Source organism: Pseudomonas sp. UC 17F4 (assembly GCF_900101695.1).
In the GTDB taxonomy this organism is placed as follows: Bacteria; Pseudomonadota; Gammaproteobacteria; order Pseudomonadales; family Pseudomonadaceae; genus Aquipseudomonas.
Genome location: NZ_FNKV01000001.1, coordinates 651,904 through 670,914, shown reverse-complemented (window position 1 = coordinate 670,914; position 19,011 = coordinate 651,904). Strand labels below are relative to the sequence as shown.

20 protein-coding genes are annotated in these 19,011 nt (G+C 62.8%); 11 read left to right on the top strand and 9 right to left on the bottom strand.

Going from position 1 to position 19,011, the window contains the following annotated elements:
- The first annotated feature begins 107 nt into the window (after positions 1-107).
- A complete protein-coding gene (locus BLR26_RS02945; protein ID WP_093377642.1) occupies positions 108-1,640 on the top strand; it encodes a SulP family inorganic anion transporter in 1,533 nt (510 codons plus the stop codon).
- 12 nt (positions 1,641-1,652) lie between these two features.
- Here BLR26_RS02945 and BLR26_RS02940 read toward each other — a convergent pair whose 3' ends face one another.
- Positions 1,653-2,300 carry a hypothetical protein gene (locus BLR26_RS02940; RefSeq protein ID WP_093377637.1) on the bottom strand — a complete coding sequence of 216 codons (648 nt, stop codon included), beginning with the start codon at positions 2,298-2,300 and terminating at the stop codon, positions 1,653-1,655.
- 368 nt (positions 2,301-2,668) lie between these two features.
- Between BLR26_RS02940 and coxB the strand changes: the two genes are divergently transcribed.
- The 4 genes from coxB to BLR26_RS02920 are packed head-to-tail and all read left to right on the top strand — an operon-like array spanning position 2,669 to position 6,934.
- A complete protein-coding gene (gene coxB / locus BLR26_RS02935; protein WP_045200706.1) occupies positions 2,669-3,796 on the top strand; it encodes a cytochrome c oxidase subunit II in 1,128 nt (375 codons plus the stop codon).
- Between the two features lie 52 nt (positions 3,797-3,848).
- Positions 3,849-5,438 carry a cytochrome c oxidase subunit I gene (gene ctaD, locus BLR26_RS02930; RefSeq protein WP_045200704.1) on the top strand — a complete coding sequence of 530 codons (1,590 nt, stop codon included), beginning with the start codon at positions 3,849-3,851 and terminating at the stop codon, positions 5,436-5,438.
- Positions 5,439-5,463: 25 nt separating this feature from the next.
- Entirely contained in the window at positions 5,464-6,033 is a 570-nt protein-coding gene (locus BLR26_RS02925; RefSeq protein ID WP_038997842.1) for a cytochrome c oxidase assembly protein, read from the top strand.
- A gap of 13 nt (positions 6,034-6,046) precedes the next feature.
- Positions 6,047-6,934, top strand: a complete 888-nt coding sequence (locus tag BLR26_RS02920; protein ID WP_045200702.1) for a cytochrome c oxidase subunit 3 — start codon at positions 6,047-6,049, stop codon at positions 6,932-6,934.
- Positions 6,935-6,940: 6 nt separating this feature from the next.
- Here the strand turns inward: BLR26_RS02920 and BLR26_RS02915 are convergent, their stop codons facing one another.
- Complete coding sequence (locus BLR26_RS02915) at positions 6,941-7,144, bottom strand: twin transmembrane helix small protein (RefSeq protein ID WP_045200700.1); 204 nt, start codon at positions 7,142-7,144, stop codon at positions 6,941-6,943.
- Positions 7,145-7,207: 63 nt separating this feature from the next.
- On the opposite strand from BLR26_RS02915, the gene BLR26_RS02910 reads away from it, so the two are divergent.
- From BLR26_RS02910 to BLR26_RS02890, 5 genes are read left to right on the top strand one after another with little or no spacing between them, the layout of a single operon-like run.
- Positions 7,208-7,948: an SURF1 family protein gene (locus BLR26_RS02910; protein ID WP_093377631.1), complete on the top strand. Its 741-nt coding sequence runs from the start codon at positions 7,208-7,210 to the stop codon at positions 7,946-7,948.
- Positions 7,914-8,507: a hypothetical protein gene (locus BLR26_RS02905; protein ID WP_093377627.1), complete on the top strand. Its 594-nt coding sequence runs from the start codon at positions 7,914-7,916 to the stop codon at positions 8,505-8,507. Before BLR26_RS02910 ends, BLR26_RS02905 begins: the two co-directional genes overlap by 35 nt.
- Before the next feature lie 9 nt (positions 8,508-8,516).
- A complete protein-coding gene (locus BLR26_RS02900; protein WP_045200695.1) occupies positions 8,517-9,599 on the top strand; it encodes a COX15/CtaA family protein in 1,083 nt (360 codons plus the stop codon).
- Positions 9,584-10,483 (top strand): heme o synthase, encoded by a 900-nt coding sequence (cyoE, locus tag BLR26_RS02895; RefSeq protein ID WP_045200693.1) that lies wholly within the window; start codon positions 9,584-9,586, stop codon positions 10,481-10,483. Before BLR26_RS02900 ends, cyoE begins: the two co-directional genes overlap by 16 nt.
- Positions 10,480-11,112, top strand: coding sequence for an SCO family protein (locus tag BLR26_RS02890; protein ID WP_093377622.1), 633 nt, complete (start codon positions 10,480-10,482; stop codon positions 11,110-11,112). The genes cyoE and BLR26_RS02890 overlap by 4 nt, the downstream gene beginning before the upstream one ends.
- Before the next feature lie 79 nt (positions 11,113-11,191).
- Here BLR26_RS02890 and BLR26_RS02885 read toward each other — a convergent pair whose 3' ends face one another.
- The 3 genes from BLR26_RS02885 to BLR26_RS02875 all read right to left on the bottom strand — a co-directional run bounded on the left by BLR26_RS02885 (position 11,192) and on the right by BLR26_RS02875 (position 13,703).
- Positions 11,192-11,962: a MetQ/NlpA family ABC transporter substrate-binding protein gene (locus BLR26_RS02885; protein WP_093377617.1), complete on the bottom strand. Its 771-nt coding sequence runs from the start codon at positions 11,960-11,962 to the stop codon at positions 11,192-11,194.
- A gap of 62 nt (positions 11,963-12,024) precedes the next feature.
- Complete coding sequence (locus tag BLR26_RS02880; protein ID WP_045200686.1) at positions 12,025-12,696, bottom strand: methionine ABC transporter permease; 672 nt, start codon at positions 12,694-12,696, stop codon at positions 12,025-12,027.
- The gene (locus BLR26_RS02875) at positions 12,696-13,703 is read right to left on the bottom strand and encodes a methionine ABC transporter ATP-binding protein (RefSeq protein WP_045200684.1); all 1,008 of its coding nucleotides are present in this window, start codon (positions 13,701-13,703) and stop codon (positions 12,696-12,698) included. The genes BLR26_RS02880 and BLR26_RS02875 overlap by 1 nt, the downstream gene beginning before the upstream one ends.
- A gap of 231 nt (positions 13,704-13,934) precedes the next feature.
- Here BLR26_RS02875 and katE point away from each other — a divergent pair, with 231 nt between their 5' ends.
- Positions 13,935-16,073, top strand: a complete 2,139-nt coding sequence (katE, locus tag BLR26_RS02870; protein WP_093377612.1) for a catalase HPII — start codon at positions 13,935-13,937, stop codon at positions 16,071-16,073.
- A gap of 37 nt (positions 16,074-16,110) precedes the next feature.
- Here the strand turns inward: katE and BLR26_RS02865 are convergent, their stop codons facing one another.
- From BLR26_RS02865 to zur, 4 genes are all read right to left on the bottom strand, one after another.
- Positions 16,111-16,824, bottom strand: coding sequence for a PA5502 family lipoprotein (locus BLR26_RS02865; RefSeq protein ID WP_045200680.1), 714 nt, complete (start codon positions 16,822-16,824; stop codon positions 16,111-16,113).
- Positions 16,825-16,956: 132 nt separating this feature from the next.
- Positions 16,957-17,739: a zinc ABC transporter permease subunit ZnuB gene (gene znuB, locus BLR26_RS02860; protein WP_093377607.1), complete on the bottom strand. Its 783-nt coding sequence runs from the start codon at positions 17,737-17,739 to the stop codon at positions 16,957-16,959.
- Positions 17,732-18,511, bottom strand: a complete 780-nt coding sequence (znuC, locus tag BLR26_RS02855; protein WP_045200677.1) for a zinc ABC transporter ATP-binding protein ZnuC — start codon at positions 18,509-18,511, stop codon at positions 17,732-17,734. Before znuC ends, znuB begins: the two co-directional genes overlap by 8 nt.
- Positions 18,511-18,993: a zinc uptake transcriptional repressor Zur gene (gene zur, locus BLR26_RS02850; protein ID WP_045200675.1), complete on the bottom strand. Its 483-nt coding sequence runs from the start codon at positions 18,991-18,993 to the stop codon at positions 18,511-18,513. Before zur ends, znuC begins: the two co-directional genes overlap by 1 nt.
- Between the last annotated feature and the right edge of the window lie 18 nt (positions 18,994-19,011).

Here is a 19,011-nt window from a genome sequence, read left to right as displayed (position 1 = left end):
CTGATTGCCGTGCCGGCGCCCGCTGGCGGTATGCGGCTGCGCGTAAGTCAGGGGTTGTGCCAGCGGCCATTGGAATGGCCATGAAACGTGAGAGAAGGAGTAACAGGGTGAACAAGACACAAGTGAAAGCGGCCTTGCCGCGTGAATTACTGGCGTCAGTAGTCGTGTTTCTGGTCGCCCTGCCCTTGTGCATGGGCATCGCTATCGCCTCGGGCATGCCACCGGCCAAGGGCCTGATCACCGGGATCATCGGCGGTATCGTCGTTGGTTGGCTGGCCGGCTCGCCGTTGCAGGTCAGCGGTCCGGCCGCCGGCCTGGCGGTGCTGGTGTTCGAACTGGTGCGCCAGCATGGCGTGGCGATGCTCGGCCCGATCCTGCTGTTGGCCGGCCTGCTGCAACTGCTCGCCGGCCGTTTGCGCCTGGGCTGCTGGTTCCGGGTCACGGCGCCGGCGGTGGTGTACGGCATGCTCGCCGGTATCGGCGTGCTGATTATCTTGTCCCAGGTGCATGTGATGTTCGACAGCGCCCCGCAACCTTCGGGCCTGGCCAACCTGCTGGGCTTTCCGGCGACCCTGGCCCAGGCGTTGCCGCTGGAAAGCCCGGGCAACGGCTGGCAGGCCGGTGCGCTCGGGCTCGGCACCATCGCCATCATGTGGGGGTGGGAGCGCTTGCGCCCGCAGTCGCTGCGCTTCGTGCCTGGGGCTTTGCTAGGCGTGGCCTTGATGACCGCGATCAGCATCTGGCTGGCATTGCCGGTGAACCGCGTCGAAGTGCCGGCTAACCTCAGCGAAGCCATCGACTGGCTGAGCCCGGCCGACCTGCTCCACTTGGCCGACCCCAACCTGCTGGTCGCCGCCTTTGCCCTGGCCTTTATCGCCAGCGCCGAAACCTTGCTATCTGCAGCCGCTGTCGATCGCATGCACAACGGCCAGCGCTCGGACTTTGACCGCGAACTGTCGGCCCAGGGCCTGGGCAATATGCTCTGTGGCGTTCTGGGGGCACTGCCAATGACCGGGGTTATCGTGCGCAGCTCGGCCAACGTCCAGGCCGGGGCGCAAACGCGCCTGTCGGCGATCCTGCATGGGGTCTGGTTATTGGCTTTCGTGGTGGTGCTCAGCAGCGTGCTGCAGCAGATTCCGGTGGCTAGCCTGGCGGGTGTGCTGGTCTACACCGGGATCAAGCTGGTCGACTTCAAGGCCTTTCGCGGGCTGGGGCGGTATGGCCGGATGCCGATGTTCACCTATGCGGCGACAGCGTTGGCGATCATCTTCACCGACCTGCTGACCGGCGTACTGCTCGGTTTTGCCCTGACCCTGCTGAAGCTTGCGCTCAAGGCCGCACGCCTGAAAATCAGCGTGGCCAGCCTTGATCAACCGGGCCATATGCAACTGCGCCTGAGCGGTGCGGCGACCTTTCTCAAGGTGCCGGCACTGGCCCAGGTGCTGGAAGGCATTCCGCCCGGGACCACCCTGCACGTGCCGTTGGCCAACCTCAGCTACATCGACCACTCCTGCCTGGAGCTGCTCGAGGACTGGGGCCGGGCCAATTCCGGCAAGGGCTCGCGGCTGCTGATCGAGCAGCGGCGGCTCAAGCGCCGGGTCGAAGGGCGGGTGCGGACAACCGCCGGGTTGGGGGCTTGAACCGAATCAGCCTCAAGCCGACTGATCCAGCTCCAGGCCCACACCCAGCTGACGCGACAGGCACGGCCAGCGCTTCCAGGCTTCGCCGGTGTTCGGGCTGCTGAGCTTGTCGCGGTACTGCTCGACCGACTCCAGGGCAAAGCTTTCTTCGTTGAGCATCTCGTCCACCGAGTGGTGCACCACTTCATCCAGCTGATTGGCAAACTGCTCGCCGATCAGCTGGTGGGCGATCAGGTTGGCCACCGTGGTGTCGAGCGGGATCAGCGGCTGGTTGAAGTGCTTGATGTACAAGTCGTTAACTTCTTCCACCAGGCGATGGGCCAGGTAGGCCTCATCCAGCAGGCAGCCCAGGCCGAGGTGGGTATCGGTGATGGCGGGCGGTTGCAGGAAGTACTGCTCGGCGATTTTCAGCACCGGTTTGATCTGCGACTCGATGCCGGCTTCGCGGGCAACCTCGTTGGCCGCCTCCAGCAGTTCCGGTACCTGATCGATATAGGCGTCGACGAAGCGCACCAGGGCGCCTTGGGCATCGGCCTCTGGCAGATGGATCGAAGGGTGCAGGCGGGGCAGCTGGTTTTCCAGTTGAGTTTTCAGTTGGCCGGTTTCGGTCTCATGTTGACGGGCACGGGTAATCTGCTCGCGCAAAGCGGCGATGTTCATGACAACTCCAGGGTAAAGGCGTGACAAACGGAAGACATAAGGTAGCTCGGTTCTGAAAATGCCTAAGACGCATTTGGCATAACCATTAACAACTTAATATTCGCCAATTATATCTAAATGCCATCATTGTGCCTCAAGCCAGGTAATTAGCGGCTTTGCGCGCAAACGTTCAACTTCTGCCGATGTTTTCCCTGTGCGCATTGCGGCGCCGGGGTCGCTGTCTATACTCCGGTTTGAAAGTGATTCGCTGATGAGGCCCGACTGCAGTTCGCAGGGGCTCGGTCGTCGAAGTTCGCAGTCTTGGCCGCCGTACCCTTAGCCGTAGGTCCACGCCTCCGGGATAACAAGAACGATAAGGGGAACCCGCAATGATGCGACATCCACATGTCTGGATGGGCCTCCTGTTGTGGTCGGTATTCGGTCAGGCGCACGCCGCCTGGACCGTGAACATGGCGCCAGGGGCGACTGAAGTCAGCAACGCAGTGTTCGACCTGCACATGACCATTTTCTGGATTTGCGTGATCATCGGCCTGGTGGTCTTTGGCGCAATGTTCTGGTCGATGATCATCCACCGTCGTTCCACCGGCCAGCAGCCCGCGCATTTTCACGAGCACACCTGGGTCGAGATCATGTGGACGGTGGTGCCGTTCCTGATCCTGGTGGCCATGGCCATTCCGGCGACCAAGACCCTGATCGATATCTACGATGCCAGCGAGTCGGACGTCGATATCCAGGTCACCGGCTACCAGTGGAAATGGCATTACAAATACCTGGGCCAGGATGTCGAGTTCTTCAGCAACCTGGCTACCCCCGCCGATCAAATCCACAACAAAGCGCCCAAGGACGAGCACTACCTGCTCGAAGTCGACCAGCCGCTGGTGCTGCCGGTGGGTGCCAAGGTGCGCTTCCTGGTCACCGCCGCCGACGTTATCCATTCCTGGTGGGTGCCGGCCTTTGCGGTCAAGCGCGATGCCATTCCAGGCTTCGTCAACGAAGCCTGGACCCGGGTCGAGAAGCCCGGCATCTACCGCGGCCAGTGCACCGAGCTGTGCGGCAAGGACCACGGCTTCATGCCGGTGGTGGTCGAAGTCAAGTCCAAGGCCGACTACGACACCTGGCTCGGCGAGCGCAAGGCCGAGGCGGCCAAGCTCAAGGAGCTGACCAGCAAGGAATGGACCCTGCAAGAGCTGGTCGAGCGCGGCGACAAGGTTTACCACACCACCTGCGTGGCCTGTCACCAGGCCGAAGGTCAGGGCCTGCCGCCGATGTTCCCGGCGCTCAAGGGCTCGAAAATTGCCACCGGGCCCAAGGAAGATCACCTGAGCCTGGTCTTCCACGGCAAGCCGGGCACGGCCATGGCCGCCTTCGGCAAGCAGCTCTCGGAAGTCGATATCGCCGCCGTAGTGACCTACGAACGCAACGCCTGGGGCAACAACAAGGGCGATATGGTCACGCCAAAAGACGTGCTGGCGATCAAACAGGCAGAAAGCAAATGAGCCGGGTTGATGCCTATCCGCGCCCCCGCCACCGGACTGCAGGAGACAGGACATGAGCGCAGTGATCGACGACCACAGCCACGGTCATGAGCACGCCCACGGGCCGGCCAAGGGCCTGATGCGCTGGGTGCTGACCACCAACCACAAAGACATCGGCACCATGTACCTGTGGTTCAGTTTCATGATGTTCCTGCTTGGCGGCTCGTTCGCCATGGTCATTCGCGCCGAGCTGTTCCAGCCCGGGCTGCAGATCGTCCAGCCGGAGTTCTTCAACCAGATGACCACCATGCACGGCCTGGTGATGGTCTTCGGCGCGGTGATGCCGGCCTTCGTTGGCCTCGCCAACTGGATGATCCCGCTGATGATCGGCGCGCCGGACATGGCCCTGCCACGCATGAACAACTTCAGCTTCTGGCTGTTGCCGGCCGCGTTCCTGCTGCTGGTCTCGACCCTGTTCATGCCCGGTGGCGGACCGAACTTCGGCTGGACCTTCTACGCCCCGCTCTCAACCACCTACGCGCCGGAAAGCGTGACCTTCTTCATCTTCGCCATCCACCTGATGGGCATCAGCTCGATCATGGGCGCGATCAACGTCATCGCCACCATCCTCAACCTGCGTGCCCCGGGCATGACCCTGATGAAAATGCCGCTGTTCGTCTGGACCTGGCTGATCACCGCCTTCCTGCTGATCGCGGTGATGCCGGTACTGGCGGGCGTGGTGACCATGATGCTGATGGACATCCACTTTGGCACCAGCTTCTTCAGCGCTGCCGGCGGTGGTGACCCGGTATTGTTCCAGCATGTGTTCTGGTTCTTCGGCCACCCCGAGGTGTACATCATGATACTGCCGGCCTTCGGCGCGGTCAGCTCGATCATCCCGGCGTTCTCGCGCAAGCCGCTGTTCGGCTACACCTCGATGGTCTATGCCACCGGCGCGATTGCCTTCCTGTCGTTTATCGTCTGGGCCCACCACATGTTCGTGGTCGGCATTCCGGTGGTCGGCGAGCTGTTCTTCATGTACGCGACCATGCTGATCGCGGTGCCCACCGGGGTGAAGGTGTTCAACTGGGTGAGCACCATGTGGGAAGGCTCGCTGACCTTCGAGACCCCGATGCTGTTCGCCATCGCCTTCGTCATTCTCTTCACCATCGGCGGCTTCTCCGGATTGATGCTGGCGATTGCTCCGGCGGACTTCCAGTACCACGACACCTACTTCGTGGTGGCTCACTTCCACTACGTGCTGGTGCCCGGGGCGATCTTCGGCATCTTCGCCTCGGCCTACTACTGGCTGCCGAAGTGGACCGGGCACATGTACGACGAAACCCTGGGCAAGCTGCACTTCTGGTTGTCGTTCATCGGCATGAACATGGCCTTCTTCCCCATGCACTTCGTCGGCCTGGCCGGCATGCCGCGCAGGATCCCCGACTACAACCTGCAGTTCGCCGACTTCAACATGATCTCCTCGATTGGCGCCTTCACCTTCGGCGCCACGCAGATCTTCTTCCTGTTCATCGTCATCAAGTGCATTCGCGGCGGCGCTCCGGCGCCGGCCAAACCCTGGGATGGCGCCGAAGGGCTGGAATGGTCGGTGCCGTCACCGGCGCCTTACCACACCTTCCAGACTCCACCGGAAGTGAAATGAACCGCTTCGGCCTGAGGATGCAGCCATGAGTGAAGGGACCTCGCTCAAGCGCCTGGTGTGGCGGCTGATGCTGCTGACCGTGGTGATGTTCGCCTTCGGTTTTGCCCTGGTGCCGATCTACGACGTGATGTGCAAGGCGTTCGGCATCAACGGCAAGACCGGCGGCCAGTACGAAGGCACCCAGGTCAGCGACCTGAACCGCACGGTGAAGGTGCAGTTCATGTCGACCAACGCCAGCGACATGGTCTGGGATTTTTATTCCACCGCCGACCAGATCGACGTCAACCCGGGGGCGGTCAACCAGATGGTGTTCATCGCTCGCAACCCGACCGACAAACCCATGAGCGCCCAGGCCATCCCCAGCATTACCCCAGCCGAGGCGGCGGCGTATTTCCACAAGACCGAATGCTTCTGCTTTACCCAGCAGGTGCTGCAGCCGGGGGAGCGCATCGAAATGCCGGTGCGTTTCATCGTCGACCGTGACCTGCCCAAGGATGTGAAACACCTGACGCTGGCTTACACGCTGTTCGATATCACCGCTCGCCACCCGCCGGTCGCACACCTGGCGGACCCGGTTGCACAGGGCGCCCGATAAGGAGAACACCACGATGGCTTCCCATGAGCACTATTACGTACCGGCGCAAAGCAAGTGGCCGATCATTGCCACGGTCGGCATGTTCATCACTGTGTTCGGCCTCGGCACCTGGTTCAACGACCTCAAGGCCGGGCGGCCGGAGTCCCACGGGCCGTGGATCTTTTTCTTCGGTGCCTTGTGCCTGGCCTACATGTTGTTCGGCTGGTTCGGCGCGGTGGTCAAGGAAAGCCGCGCCGGGCTCTACAGTCCGCAGCTGGACCGCTCGTTCCGCTGGGGCATGTCGTGGTTCATCTTTTCCGAGGTGATGTTTTTCATCGCCTTCTTTGGCGCGCTGTTCTACGTGCGCAACCTGGCCGGACCCTGGCTTGGTGGTGACGGCGCCAAGGGCGTGGCGCACATGCTGTGGCCGAACTTCGAGTTCTCCTGGCCGCTACTGAACACGCCAGACCCGAAACTGTTTCCGCCGCCCAAAGACATCATCGACCCCTGGCACTTGCCGCTGATCAACACCATTTTGCTGGTCAGCTCCAGCGTCACCATCACCATCGCCCACCATGCCCTGCGCAAGAACCATCGCGGGCCACTCAAGGCCTGGCTGGCGCTGACCATCCTTCTTGGCTTGTCTTTCCTGGTGCTGCAGGCCTACGAGTATCACGAAGCCTATACCGAACTGGGGCTGACCCTGGGTTCGGGTATCTATGGCGCAACCTTCTTCATGCTCACCGGGTTCCACGGCGCCCACGTGACCATGGGCACCCTGATTCTGATCGTGATGCTGGTGCGCATCCTGCGCGGGCATTTCAACGCCGACAAACACTTCGGTTTCGAGGCGGCCAGCTGGTACTGGCACTTCGTCGATGTGGTCTGGGTGGGGCTGTTTATCTTCGTTTACGTGCTGTAGCCGGGTTCAGAACGGCGCGTGGGAAACCAACTGGCCGCTGTAGAAACCCCAGGTCACCAGGGCCAGGGTCAAGGCGGCCAGGGTGACACGAATAGTCAGGGCTTTGAGCAGGCGAGTCGACTGTCCGTCGTCCTTGACCAGAAAGAACAGGCCGCTGAACAGGCTGGCGATGGTCGCCAACAGCATCAGGACAATCGCGGCTTTGAGCATGGCGAAACTCCGGGGGGATGCAGTGATGAGTTCAAGTATAGCGACTGACCTTTCGAGGGCCCGGTGAAGCGCTTTCGCCCCGGCATCGTGCCGACCCTGGTGGTGCTGTTGCTGCTGCCGGGGTTGATCGCGCTGGGCTGCTGGCAGCTGGCGCGCGCCGAGCAGAAGCGCCAGCTGCTGCAGGTGTATGCCGAACGCAGTGCCGGCGACGCGGTGGGCAGCACGCAGTTGCTGCAGATCGCCGATCCGGCCTATCGCCGGGTGCACCTGTACGGCCAGTTCGATAGCCAGCACAGCTTGTTGCTGGATAACCGCATGCGCGATGGCCAGGTTGGCGTCGAGCTGCTGCAACCCTTTCTCGACCAGGCCAGCGGCCTGTGGCTGTTGATCAATCGCGGCTGGCTGCCGTGGCCGGACCGGCGCATCCCGGTGCAGTTCAGCACCCCTGGGCAAGCCTTGAGCCTGGACGCCTCGGTGTATGTCGCCCCGGGCACCACCTTCCAGCTGCATGCCGACCCGCAAGGCGGCAGCTGGCCGCGGCTGATCACGGCGATTGACGCCGGCGCGCTGTGGCCGCAACTGGGCCGCGAAGGTTTTGCCCATGAATTGCGCCTGGAACCAGGCCCGGCCAGCTACCGGCTGGACTGGCCGGTGGTCGCCTTGGGCCCGGAAAAACACCTGGGTTACGCCGTGCAGTGGTTTGCCCTGGCGTTGGCCCTGGTGCTGCTCTACCTCTACTTCGGCTGGCATAACAACAAGGAGAAACAGCATGGGAGCCGCCACAAGTCCACTCAACATGTCTGAGGGCAGGCAACCGCGCAATCGTGCGCGTGGGCGCCTGCAACTGCTGCTGATCCTGCTGGTGGTCCTCGGCCCGATGATCCTCGCCACCAGCATGTACAAACTCAAATTCTGGGTGCCCGACAGCCGCAGCTACCACGGCGAAATGATTGGCAACGGCCAGACCCTCGCCGACCTCGGCGTCAGCGCTGAGGAAGGACGCTGGCAACTGCTGGTGAGCACGCCCAAAGAGTGCGGGCTGGACTGCCAACAGTTGGTGTACCTGGCCCGGCAGATCCAGATCGGCCTGGGCCGCGATGCCAGCCGTGCCAGCCATGCCCTGGCCACCGCCCAGCCACTGACGGCGGACTACCAGGCCAAGCTCGAGCGCGAGTACCCGCAACTGCAACGCTACCCCCTGGACCTGTCGCGCTATGGCGCGCTCAGCCAGGGCAAACAGGATGCCCAGCTGTGGATCGTCGACCCGCACGGCAACCTGGTGCTGCGCTACGACGCCAGGGTCAAGGGCAAGGACTTGCTCAATGACCTGCGCCACCTGCTGAAGCTGTCCAATATCGGGTAGGACATTGCCATGGCCAGACCTGGATTTCGCCTCGCTGTCTTCGCCACCCTGCTGGCACTGGTTGTCGTGTTGCTCGGTGCCTACACCCGTCTGACCCATGCCGGCCTGGGCTGCCCTGACTGGCCCGGCTGCTATGGCTTTATCAGCGTGCCCAAGACTGAAGCACAGCTGGCCCACGCCGAGTTGCACTTTCCCGACACTCCGGTGGAAGCGCACAAAGGCCGCAACGAAATGGTCCATCGCTACTTTGCCGGCACCCTGGCCCTGGTGATCACCCTGCTCGCCCTGCAGGCCTGGCGCCGCCATGGCCGCGACGGCCAGCCCTATCGCCTGCCGCTGTTGTTGCTTGGCGTGGTGTTCGCCCAGGCGGCTTTCGGCATGTGGACGGTGACTCTCAAGCTGTGGCCGCAGGTGGTCACGGCACATCTGTTGGGCGGTTTTGCCACCTTGAGCCTGTTGTTTTTGCTCAGCCTGCGCCTGTCACGGGCCTTTGCGCCGTTGCCCAAGCTGCCTTTGAGCGTGCGCCGGGTGGCGGCGCTGGGCTTGCTGGTGGTGATCGGCCAGATCGCCCTGGGCGGTTGGGTCAGCGCCAACTACGCGGCAGTGGCCTGCATCGACCTGCCGACCTGCCATGGCCAGTGGTGGCCGCAGGCAGACTTCGCCAACGGCTTTCACCTGACCCAGCATATCGGCCCCAATTACCTCGGTGGCCAGCTCGACAGTGACGCGCGCACGGCGATCCATATGAGTCACCGCCTGGGCGCTTTGCTGGTGACGGCGGTCATGCTGGTCTTGAGCTGGAAGCTGCACCGTCATGGTTTGAGCCGGCTGGCCGGGTTGGTATTGGCGGCGCTGGCGCTGCAGGTGAGCCTGGGCATCAGCAACGTGCTGTTCCATCTGCCGCTGGCCGTGGCCGTGGCCCATAACGCCGGTGGCGCGCTGCTGTTGCTGAGTATGGTGCTGGTCAATTACCGCATTCGACTGGTTGCCCAGGCAAAGGTCCGCCGGGTCAGCCAGGGCTGGCGCCTGACCCCGCTGGCGAGCGGCGGAGTCGTTCATTATCTGGGAGATAATTCATGGCGACGCTTCTGAGCGAGCGCAGGCTGCAGGCAGGCTGGCGCGATTACCTCGAGCTGACCAAACCCAAGGTGGTGGTGCTGATGCTGATCACCTCGCTGGTCGGCATGTTCCTCGCCACCCGTGCCGGGGTGCCGTGGACCATCCTGCTGTTCGGCAACCTGGGCATTGCCTGTTGCGCCGGTGGTGCGGCAGTGGTCAACCATGTGGTCGACCGGCGCATCGATGCCTTGATGGCGCGTACCCATAAACGCCCGATTGCCGAGGGCCGCGTGGCACCGGCGGCGGCGCTGACCTTTGCCCTGCTGCTGGCGACCCTGGGCATGGCATTGCTGCTGGTGTTCACCAACGCCCTGACCGCCTGGCTGACCCTGGCCTCGCTGCTCGGTTACGCGGTGATCTACACCGGCTTTCTCAAGCGCGCCACGCCGCAGAACATCGTTATCGGCGGCCTGGCCGGCGCTGCGCCGCCGTTGCTGGGCTGGGTGGCGATCAGCGGGCACATCAGCGCCGAGCCATTGCTGCTGGTGCTGATCATCTTCGCCTGGACCCCGCCGCACTTCTGGGCCCTGGCCATTCACCGCAAGGAAGAGTACGCCAAGGCTGATATTCCGATGCTGCCGGTGACCCACGGCGAGCACTACACCAAGGTGCATATCCTCCTGTACACCCTGGTGTTGCTGGCGGTCAGCCTGTTGCCCTACGCCATCCACATGAGCGGGCCGTTGTACCTGGCCTGCGCCCTGGCCCTGGGCGGGCGCTTCCTGCAGTGGGCCTGGGTGTTGTACCGTGGCAGTCGGCCGCACGCGGCGATCAAGACCTTCAAGTACTCTATCTGGTACCTGTTGCTGCTGTTCATCGCGCTGCTTGTTGACCACTACCTACTGTTGAACCTATGACTCGAACCCAGAAAACCGTCTTTATTCTCGTTGCCCTGGTCGCCGTGATCCTCGGGCTTACCGTCAACAAGGTGCTCAATGGCCGCAGCGAAGGCAACCCGACCGAGCTGATCGATGCTGGCATCATCCTGCTGCCGCAGAGCCGCACCGTGCCTGCCGTGCAAATGACCGACGAGCAGGGCCAGCCTGTGGTGATGGACGAGCTCAAGGGCAAGTGGTCGCTGCTGTTCTTCGGCTACACCTTCTGCCCGGACATCTGCCCGACCACCCTCGCCCAGCTGCGCCAGGTTAAAAGCGAGCTGCCCAAAGAGGCTGTTGAGCGTTTGCAGGTGGTGTTGGTCAGCGTCGACCCGAACCGCGACACCCCGGCACAGCTGAAGCAGTACCTGGGTTATTTCGACAAGGATTTTCGCGGGGTGACCGGCTCGCTGGAAAACATCCAGAAGCTGGCCAATGCGGTGAGCATTCCGTTCATTCCGGCCGATACCAGCAAGCCGAACTACACGGTCGATCACAGCGGCAACCTGGCGCTGCTGGGGCCGGACGGCAAGCAGCGCGGGTTTATCCGCGCGCCGTTCAACAACCAGAAGCTGGTTGCGCAGTTGCCTGGGCTGGTTAAGCGCGACTAAAAGCATCGCGGGTCAAGCCCGCTCCCACAGAGATCACCTGACCTGTGAGAGCGGGCTTGACCCGCGATAGGTCTTTGAATCAGAACGCCGGCTTGACCGCGCCCTTGTACTTCTCTTCGATGAACTTCTTCACCTCAGGCGAGTGCAGCGCAGCCGCCAGCTTCTTCATGTCTTCCGAGTCCTTGTTGTCCGGGCGGGCAACAAGGATGTTCACGTAAGGCGAATCGCTGCCTTCGATGACCAGTGCGTCCTTCTCAGGGTTGAGCTTGGCTTCCAGCGCGTAGTTGGTGTTGATCAGCGCCAGGTCGACCTGGGTCAGCACGCGCGGGATGGTTGCCGCTTCCAGTTCACGGAACTTCAGGTTCTTCGGGTTCTCAACGATGTCTTTGACGCTCGAGAGGATGTTGCTGTTGTCTTTGAGCTTGATCACACCGGCCTTGTCCAGCAGCAGCAAGGCGCGACCGCCGTTGGTGGCGTCGTTGGGGATGACCACGGTAGCGGTCGATGGCAGCTCGTCGAGCTTCTTGTACTTGCTCGAGTAGGCGCCCAGCGGCTCCAAGTGCACGCCGGCAACGCTGACCAGATGGGTGCCCTTGGCCTTGTTGAACTCATCCAGGTACGGCTGGTGCTGGAAGAAGTTGGCGTCCAGGCGCTTCTCGGCCACTTGCACGTTCGGCTGGATGTAGTCGGTGAACACCTTCACCTTCAAGTCCACGCCTTCTTTGGCCAGGGCCGGTTTGACGAACTCGAGGATCTCGGCGTGCGGCACCGGGGTGGCGGCGACGGTCAGGGTCTCGGCCTGGGCCGAGAAGGCCGCGACGGCGGCGACAACAGCAAGCAGCTTTTTCATCAAATCACTCCTTGTGAGGGCCAGTCCGGCCCCCGGTGCGTCGGCAGTGCCGACCCATGGGGTTACTTACGGGAAAAATGCACAACCAGTTTGTCGCCCACGCTCTGCAGGACTTGAACCAGTACCAGCAGCAGGACCACGGTGACCACCATCACGTCGGTCTGGAAACGTTGGTAACCGAAGCGGATCGCCAGGTCACCGAGGCCGCCAGCGCCCACCACACCGGCCATCGCGGTGTACGACACCAGGGTAATGGCCGTGACGGTAATGGCCGCGAAGATGCCCGGACGGGCCTCGGGCAGCAAGGCATTGGTGATGATCTGGCGAGTGGTGGCGCCCATCGACTGGGTGGCTTCGATGATGCCGCGGTCGACTTCACGCAGCGCGGTTTCCACCAGGCGCGCGAAGAACGGCGTGGCTCCGACCACCAGGGGCGGAATGGCCCCGGCGACGCCCAGCGAGGTGCCGGTGATCAGCACGGTGAACGGAATCATCACGATCAGCAGGATGATGAACGGCAGCGAGCGCAGGACGTTTACCACCAGCGACAGCAGCGCGTACACGCCCTTCTGCTCGAACAGCTGGCGCGGGCCGCAAAGAAACAGCAACACGCCCAGCGGCAGGCCGAGCAGCACGGTGAAGAACAGCGAGCCGAACAGCATGATCATGGTGTCGATGGTAGCCAGCCAGATTTCGGCCCAGTCGACGTTGGCAAAGAAACTCAAGGCGTCCATCAACGCAGTACCTCCATATGAACATCAGCCGCAGTGAAGCGGGCGAACGCCGCTTCCATGTCGCCGCCAGTGACGGCCAGGGTCAGCTGCCCATACGGGGTGTCCTTGATGCGATCGATGCGGCCAGCGAGGATGCTGTAGTCCACACCGGTTTCCCGGGCGACGGTGCCCAGCAGCGGCGCGTAGGTCGAATCGCCCTGGAAGGTCAGGCGCACGATGCGTCCTGGCACATGGGCGAAGTCGTCGCGCTGTTCGTTTTCGTCGATCTGCTCGTCTTCCTGGACGAAGCGCTTGGTGGTCGGGTGCTGCGGGTGCAGGAATACATCGGCCACCGGGCCGTGCTCGACAATCTGCCCGGCATCCATCACCGCCACGCGGTCGCAGACCCGGCGGATCACGTCCATTTCGTGGGTGATCAGCACGATGGTCAGCTTCAGTTCGCGGTTGATCTCGGCCAGCAGTTGCAACACCGAGGCGGTGGTCTGCGGGTCGAGGGCGCTGGTGGCTTCGTCACACAGCAGGATCTTCGGCTTGGTGGCCAGGGCGCGGGCGATGCCGACGCGCTGCTTCTGGCCGCCGGAAAGCTGTGCCGGGTATTTTTTCGCGTGATCGGCCAGGCCGACGCGGGCCAGCAACTCGTTGACGCGGGTGTCGATTTCCTTGCGTGACAGCTCGCCGGCCAGGGTCAGCGGCAAGGCCACGTTATCGGCAACGGTCTTGGAGGCCAGCAGGTTGAAGTGCTGGAAGATCATCCCGACTTGCTGGCGGAATCGACGAAGATCGTTGGCGTTGAACCCAGTGACGTCTTCGCCGTCGACGATGATCTTGCCGCCGCTTGGCGCTTCAAGGCGGTTGATCAGGCGCAGCAGGGTACTTTTACCGGCGCCGGAATGGCCGATCAGCCCGAACACCTGGCCGTCTTCGACGCTCAGGTTGGTCGGGTGCAGTGCGGGGATATCCCTACCGGCTACGCGGTAGGTTTTATGAACATTTTGAAACTCGATCACGTAGCGAACCTTGTGGGGCGCATGGGAATGGGGTCAGCGGTTAGCCGGGCGCGCATTTTAGCCTGTTCGTATAGAGGTTCTTAGCATTTATTTCGCAATTGACCAATGCTACTGGAATAACGCGATCAGTGGTCAATCCGAAGGAACGCCTGCAGGGGCCATCAGTCACTACTGAATAGGGCCCGCCGTGGGGTCGAACCGTAGGACTGATTGAGTGAGGAGAGCACACTGATGCCCAGCAAGAAGAACCCACCCAAGGAAAGCCAACTCGCCGGTACCCAGACCCCGGACCGCGCCAATACCAACGCCAAGCTGCAAAGCCTGGAAACATTTCGCAGTGACGCCACCGGCCAGGCGCTGCGCACCAACCAGGGGGTCAAGGTTGCCGACAACCAGAACACCCTGAAAGCCGGTGACCGTGGCCCGTCGCTGCTGGAAGACTTCATCATGCGTGAAAAGATCACGCATTTTGACCATGAGCGCATCCCCGAACGCATCGTCCATGCCCGCGGTACCGGGGCCCATGGCTACTTCCAGGCCTATGAATCGCATGCCGCGCTGACCAAGGCCGGTTTTCTCCAGGACCCGGAGAAAATCACCCCGGTGTTCGTGCGCTTTTCCACCGTTCAGGGCCCGCGTGGCTCGGGTGATACCGTGCGCGATGTGCGCGGTTTTGCCGTGAAGTTCTTCACCGACGAAGGCAACTTCGACCTGGTCGGCAATAACATGCCAGTGTTTTTCATCCAGGATGCGATCAAGTTCCCCGACTTCGTCCATGCAGTAAAACCTGAGCCGCACAACGAAATGCCCACCGGCGGCTCGGCCCACGACACCTTCTGGGACTTCGTCTCGCTGGTGCCGGAGTCGGCGCACATGGTGATCTGGGCGATGTCCGACCGCGCCATTCCTAAAAGCCTGCGGACCATGCAGGGCTTCGGCGTGCATACCTTTCGCCTGATCAATGCCGAGGGCAAATCCAGCTTCGTCAAATTCCACTGGAAGCCCAAGGCCGGCGTGTGTTCGCTGTTGTGGGACGAAGCGCAGAAGCTGGCGGGCAAAGACACCGATTACCACCGCCGCGATCTGTGGGAAGCGATTGAAACCGGTAATTACCCGGAATGGGAGTTCGGCGTGCAGATCGTCGCCGAAGAAGACGAGCACAAGTTCGACTTCGACTTGCTCGACCCAACCAAGATCATCCCCGAAGAGCTGGTACCGGTGACGCCGCTGGGCAAGATGGTGCTTAACCGCAACCCGGACAATTTCTTTGCTGAAACCGAACAGGTTGCCTTCTGCCCTGGGCATATCGTCCCCGGCATCGACTTCTCCAACGACCCGCTGCTGCAGGGCCGGTTGTTTTCCTACACCGATACCCAAATCAGCCGGCTAGGCGGGCCGAACTTTCACGAGATCCCGATTAACCGTCCGCTAGCCCCTAACCACAACGGCCAGCGCGATGCGCAGCACCGCACCACGCTGGACAAGGGCCGTGCCTCTTACGAGCCCAACTCGATCGACGGTGGCTGGCCCAAGGAGACTGCGCCGGCAGCCAGCGATGGTGGTTTCGAGTCGTATCCGGAGCGCATCGAGGCGCACAAAGTGCGCCAGCGCAGCCCGTCGTTCGCCGACCATTTCTCCCAGGCGCGATTGTTCTTCCAGAGCATGAGCCCGACCGAGCAGGAGCACATCATCAGCGCCTACAGCTTCGAACTGGGCAAAGTTGAGCGGGAGTACATCCGCACCCGTGAGGTCAATGAAATTCTTGCCAACATCGACCTCACGCTGGCGGCTCGAGTGGCTGCCAATCTTGGCCTGCCGGCGCCGAAGAAAGGTACGGTGGATGTGCCCCAAACCAGCCTCAAGGAGTCACCGGCGCTGAGCCAGATGAACCTGCTCGGCGAAGGCATCAAGGGCCGCAAGGTTGCAGTGCTGGTGGCTGATGGCGTGGATGGCGACAGTGTCGATAGCCTGGTCAAGGCGCTGGAAGCCGAGAGCGCGCAGATCAAGATCCTTGGCCCGAGCTCGGCGCCGGTAAAAACCGCCCAGGGCAAGGCGCTGGCCGTGGATGCCTCGATGGAAGGCATGCCGTCGGTGATCTTCGATGCGGCCTGGGTGCCGGGCGGCAAGGCTTCGCTTCAGGCCCTGGCCGGTGACGGCGTGGCGCTGCACTTTCTGCTTGAAGCCTACAAGCACCTCAAGCCGATTGGCCTGGCCAGCGAGGCGCAAGCCGTGCTCGACAAGCTGGGGCTCAAGGCCGACAGCGGTTTGCTGCTGGGCAATGATGACAAAGCCTACAAGGCCTTCATCACGGCAATCAGCAAACATCGGGTGTGGGAGCGTGAGGCCGCGGCGAAAGCCATTCCGGCGTGATGCACAAACAGGGTGCCCATCAGGGCACCCTGTTTCGTCATGGGCGGCGTGGGATCAGCACCGCCTGGGCAGGTTGGTTGCGGTGAATCTCGTGGCTTTGCTGCAAGGCAAAATCACCGTCGAGTTTTTTAACGCGTTTGCCCAGCAAGGTTTGCAGCCAGGGTGCGTCCTGCTTGCGCGGCACCTGGAACACCACATCGCACTGGTAATTGATCACATCACTGGCGATGTCATCGAGTTGCTTGCGCATTTCGCGAATATTGGTGGTTTTCAACGCAACCACGGTGCTTGGCGCGGTCGGGTCGATCAGCTTGGCGGCAGGGCGGGCTTCGGCGGCTTTCAGGGCGGCCTCGGCTTTGTCGAGCTCGGCCTTGCGCGCTTGGGCGATAGCACCGTTGACGCCGCCCGTCAGCGCCGGCGCCTTGGGCATCAGCGCACGGGCGCGGGCCAGGGCAGTGGCCGCCGCGTTCACATCGCCCTTTTGCAGGACGATCTGGCTGCGTTGCAGATAGGCTTCGGCCAATTGACGCTGGTACTGCTCGATCCGGCTGTCATTCGGCGCCTGGCTTTGCAGGGTGGCGAGTTGATCTTCGGCAGTGGCCAGCTCGCTGCTGGCGATGCTTTGCTCCAACTGCTGCCAGGCATCAGGCTGGGCAGGCACGGCAGCGTTGTCGGCCGGGGTGCTGGAGCACGCGGCGAGGATCAGTGAAAACGCGGCAAGGAGCAGATAACGGGAGGCGAACGGCTTCATTCCTGCGACTCTCTATTTGCGCAAAAAGCGAGCAAGTCTACACCCAGTCCGCAGACTCGAAAATAACTCTTCAGGACCCCGCGCGTTTTTAAATGTCGCAGGGTGCAACTGCTTTGGCTGCACCCCACGTCTTCAGCGCCGGGGCAGTGCCAGGCTCAGCAAGAATAGCACTGCGGCGCAGACCACGATGGACGGCCCGGCCGGCGTGTCCTTGAACCACGACAACGCCAGGCCGCCGCACACCGCGGTAACCCCCAGCAGGCTGGCGCCCAGGGCCATTTGTTCCGGCGAGCGGGCGTGACGTTGCGCCGCAGCGGCGGGAATAATCAATAGCGAGGTAATCAGCAGGACGCCGACGATCTTCATCGCCACGGCAATCACCACTGCGATCAGTAGCATCAGCGCCAGGCGCAGCGCGGCGACCGGCAAACCTTCGACCATGGCCAGTTCTTCGTGCACGGTGACTGCCAATAGCGGGCGCCACAGCACCACCAGCAACAGCAGCACCGCAGCGCTGCCGCCGAGAATCCAGGCCAGATCCCCCGTGCTGATCGCCAGCAGGTCGCCGAACAGGTAGGCCATCAGGTCGATGCGCACATCGTGCATGAAGCTCAGCACCACCAGGCCAAGGGAAAGCGTGCTGGGTGCCAGAATCCCCAGCAGAGTGTCGGAGGCCAGCGGCTGGCGTTGTTGCAAGGTCACCAGCAAGATCGCCAGCAACAGGCAGCCGACAGTCACCGCCAGCGCCGGGCTGACATCCAGCACGAAACCCAGGGCGACGCCGAGCAACGCAGCGTGGGACAGGGTGTCGCCAAAATAGGCCATGCGCCGCCAGACCACGAAGGATCCCAGAGGGCCGGCGACCAGTGCCAGGGCCAAACCTGCGAGCAGGGCGTAAAGCAGAAAATCAGCCATGCTTGCAGTGATCTCCATGAACGTGGCCGCCTTTGGCCGGGGCAACCACCGAGCCGTGCAGGTCGTGGGCGTGGTCGTGATGGTGGTGATAGATCGCCAGGCTCGGCGCGTTGCTGCCGAACAGCTCGACGAACGCCGGGTCGCCGCTGACCTGCTCGGGGTGGCCGGAGCAGCAGACATGGCGGTTGAGGCAGACCACCTGGTCGGTGGTGCTCATGACCAGATGCAGGTCATGGGAAACCATCAGCACGCCGCAGCCATGGCGGTCGCGCAGACGGGTGATCAGGCTGTACAGCTCGGACTGGCCGGCGACGTCGACGCCCTGCACCGGCTCATCGAGCACCAGCAGCTCGGGCTCGCGCAGCAGTGCGCGGGCCAGCAGCACACGCTGCATCTCGCCGCCGGAAATCCCCTGGATCGGGCTGTCGATGACCTTTTCGGCGCCGACTTCCATGAGTGCCGACAACGCTGCGGCGCGATCAACGCCGGGCACCAGGCGCAAGAAGCGCAGTACCGAAAGCGGCAAGGTGGCATCGACCTGAAGCTTTTGCGGCATGTAGCCGATGCGCAGCCGCGGCTTGCGCCAGACCGTACCGGTATGCGGCTTGAGCAGGCCGAGCACGGCGCGTACCAAGGTAGTCTTGCCGGCGCCGTTGGGGCCGATCAGGGTGACGATCTGCCCCGGTTCCACGGCCAGGTCGATGCTGTCGAGCACCGCTTGGCCGGCGAAGCTCACGCCCACCTGCTCGAGGCGAATCAGCGCATTGCTCATCAGGCGCTCCGGCAGTTGCTGCACAGGCCGACCACTTCGACCGTTTGTGCTTCGACGCTGAAGCCGACGTCTTTAGCGCTGGCGACGATGGCGTCGCTGATGCTGCGCTGCTCAAGCTCGATGGCCACGTGGCATTCGCGGCAAATCAGGAACTGGCCCTGGTGCGCGTGCTCGGGGTGGCTGCAGCCGATAAAGGCGTTGAGCGAGGCAATGCGGTGCACCAGGCTGTTTTCCAAGAGGAAATCCAGCGCCCGGTACACGGTCGGCGGCGCGGCCCGGCGACCGTCCTGCTCGCTCAGCACGGCGAGGATGTCGTAGGCGCCCAGCGGCTTGTGGCTCTGCCACACCAGCTCCAGCACGCGGCGGCGCAAAGCGGTCAGGCGCACACCCTGGCGTGCGCACAGCGCATCGGCCTCGGCCAGGGCGCTGTGTACGCAATGGGAGTGGTCGTGGGGGCGGTTGGCCAGCGGGGTTTTAGGCATGAGCGGCGACGGTTCTGA

Bases quoted from the DNA above. Each gene is read 5' to 3' on its own strand.
- BLR26_RS02940 (WP_093377637.1), bottom strand. From the start codon at position 2,300: ATGAACATCGCCGCTTTGCGCGAGCAGATTACCCGTGCCCGTCAACAT.
- coxB (WP_045200706.1), top strand. From the start codon at position 2,669: ATGATGCGACATCCACATGTCTGGATGGGCCTCCTGTTGTGGTCGGTA.
- ctaD (WP_045200704.1), top strand. From the start codon at position 3,849: ATGAGCGCAGTGATCGACGACCACAGCCACGGTCATGAGCACGCCCAC.
- BLR26_RS02925 (WP_038997842.1), top strand. From the start codon at position 5,464: ATGAGTGAAGGGACCTCGCTCAAGCGCCTGGTGTGGCGGCTGATGCTG.
- BLR26_RS02920 (WP_045200702.1), top strand. From the start codon at position 6,047: ATGGCTTCCCATGAGCACTATTACGTACCGGCGCAAAGCAAGTGGCCG.
- BLR26_RS02915 (WP_045200700.1), bottom strand. From the start codon at position 7,144: ATGCTCAAAGCCGCGATTGTCCTGATGCTGTTGGCGACCATCGCCAGC.
- BLR26_RS02905 (WP_093377627.1), top strand. From the start codon at position 7,914: ATGGGAGCCGCCACAAGTCCACTCAACATGTCTGAGGGCAGGCAACCG.
- BLR26_RS02900 (WP_045200695.1), top strand. From the start codon at position 8,517: ATGGCCAGACCTGGATTTCGCCTCGCTGTCTTCGCCACCCTGCTGGCA.
- cyoE (WP_045200693.1), top strand. From the start codon at position 9,584: ATGGCGACGCTTCTGAGCGAGCGCAGGCTGCAGGCAGGCTGGCGCGAT.
- BLR26_RS02890 (WP_093377622.1), top strand. From the start codon at position 10,480: ATGACTCGAACCCAGAAAACCGTCTTTATTCTCGTTGCCCTGGTCGCC.
- BLR26_RS02885 (WP_093377617.1), bottom strand. From the start codon at position 11,962: ATGAAAAAGCTGCTTGCTGTTGTCGCCGCCGTCGCGGCCTTCTCGGCC.
- BLR26_RS02880 (WP_045200686.1), bottom strand. From the start codon at position 12,696: ATGGACGCCTTGAGTTTCTTTGCCAACGTCGACTGGGCCGAAATCTGG.
- katE (WP_093377612.1), top strand. From the start codon at position 13,935: ATGCCCAGCAAGAAGAACCCACCCAAGGAAAGCCAACTCGCCGGTACC.
- BLR26_RS02865 (WP_045200680.1), bottom strand. From the start codon at position 16,824: ATGAAGCCGTTCGCCTCCCGTTATCTGCTCCTTGCCGCGTTTTCACTG.
- znuB (WP_093377607.1), bottom strand. From the start codon at position 17,739: ATGGCTGATTTTCTGCTTTACGCCCTGCTCGCAGGTTTGGCCCTGGCA.
- znuC (WP_045200677.1), bottom strand. From the start codon at position 18,511: ATGAGCAATGCGCTGATTCGCCTCGAGCAGGTGGGCGTGAGCTTCGCC.
- zur (WP_045200675.1), bottom strand. From the start codon at position 18,993: ATGCCTAAAACCCCGCTGGCCAACCGCCCCCACGACCACTCCCATTGC.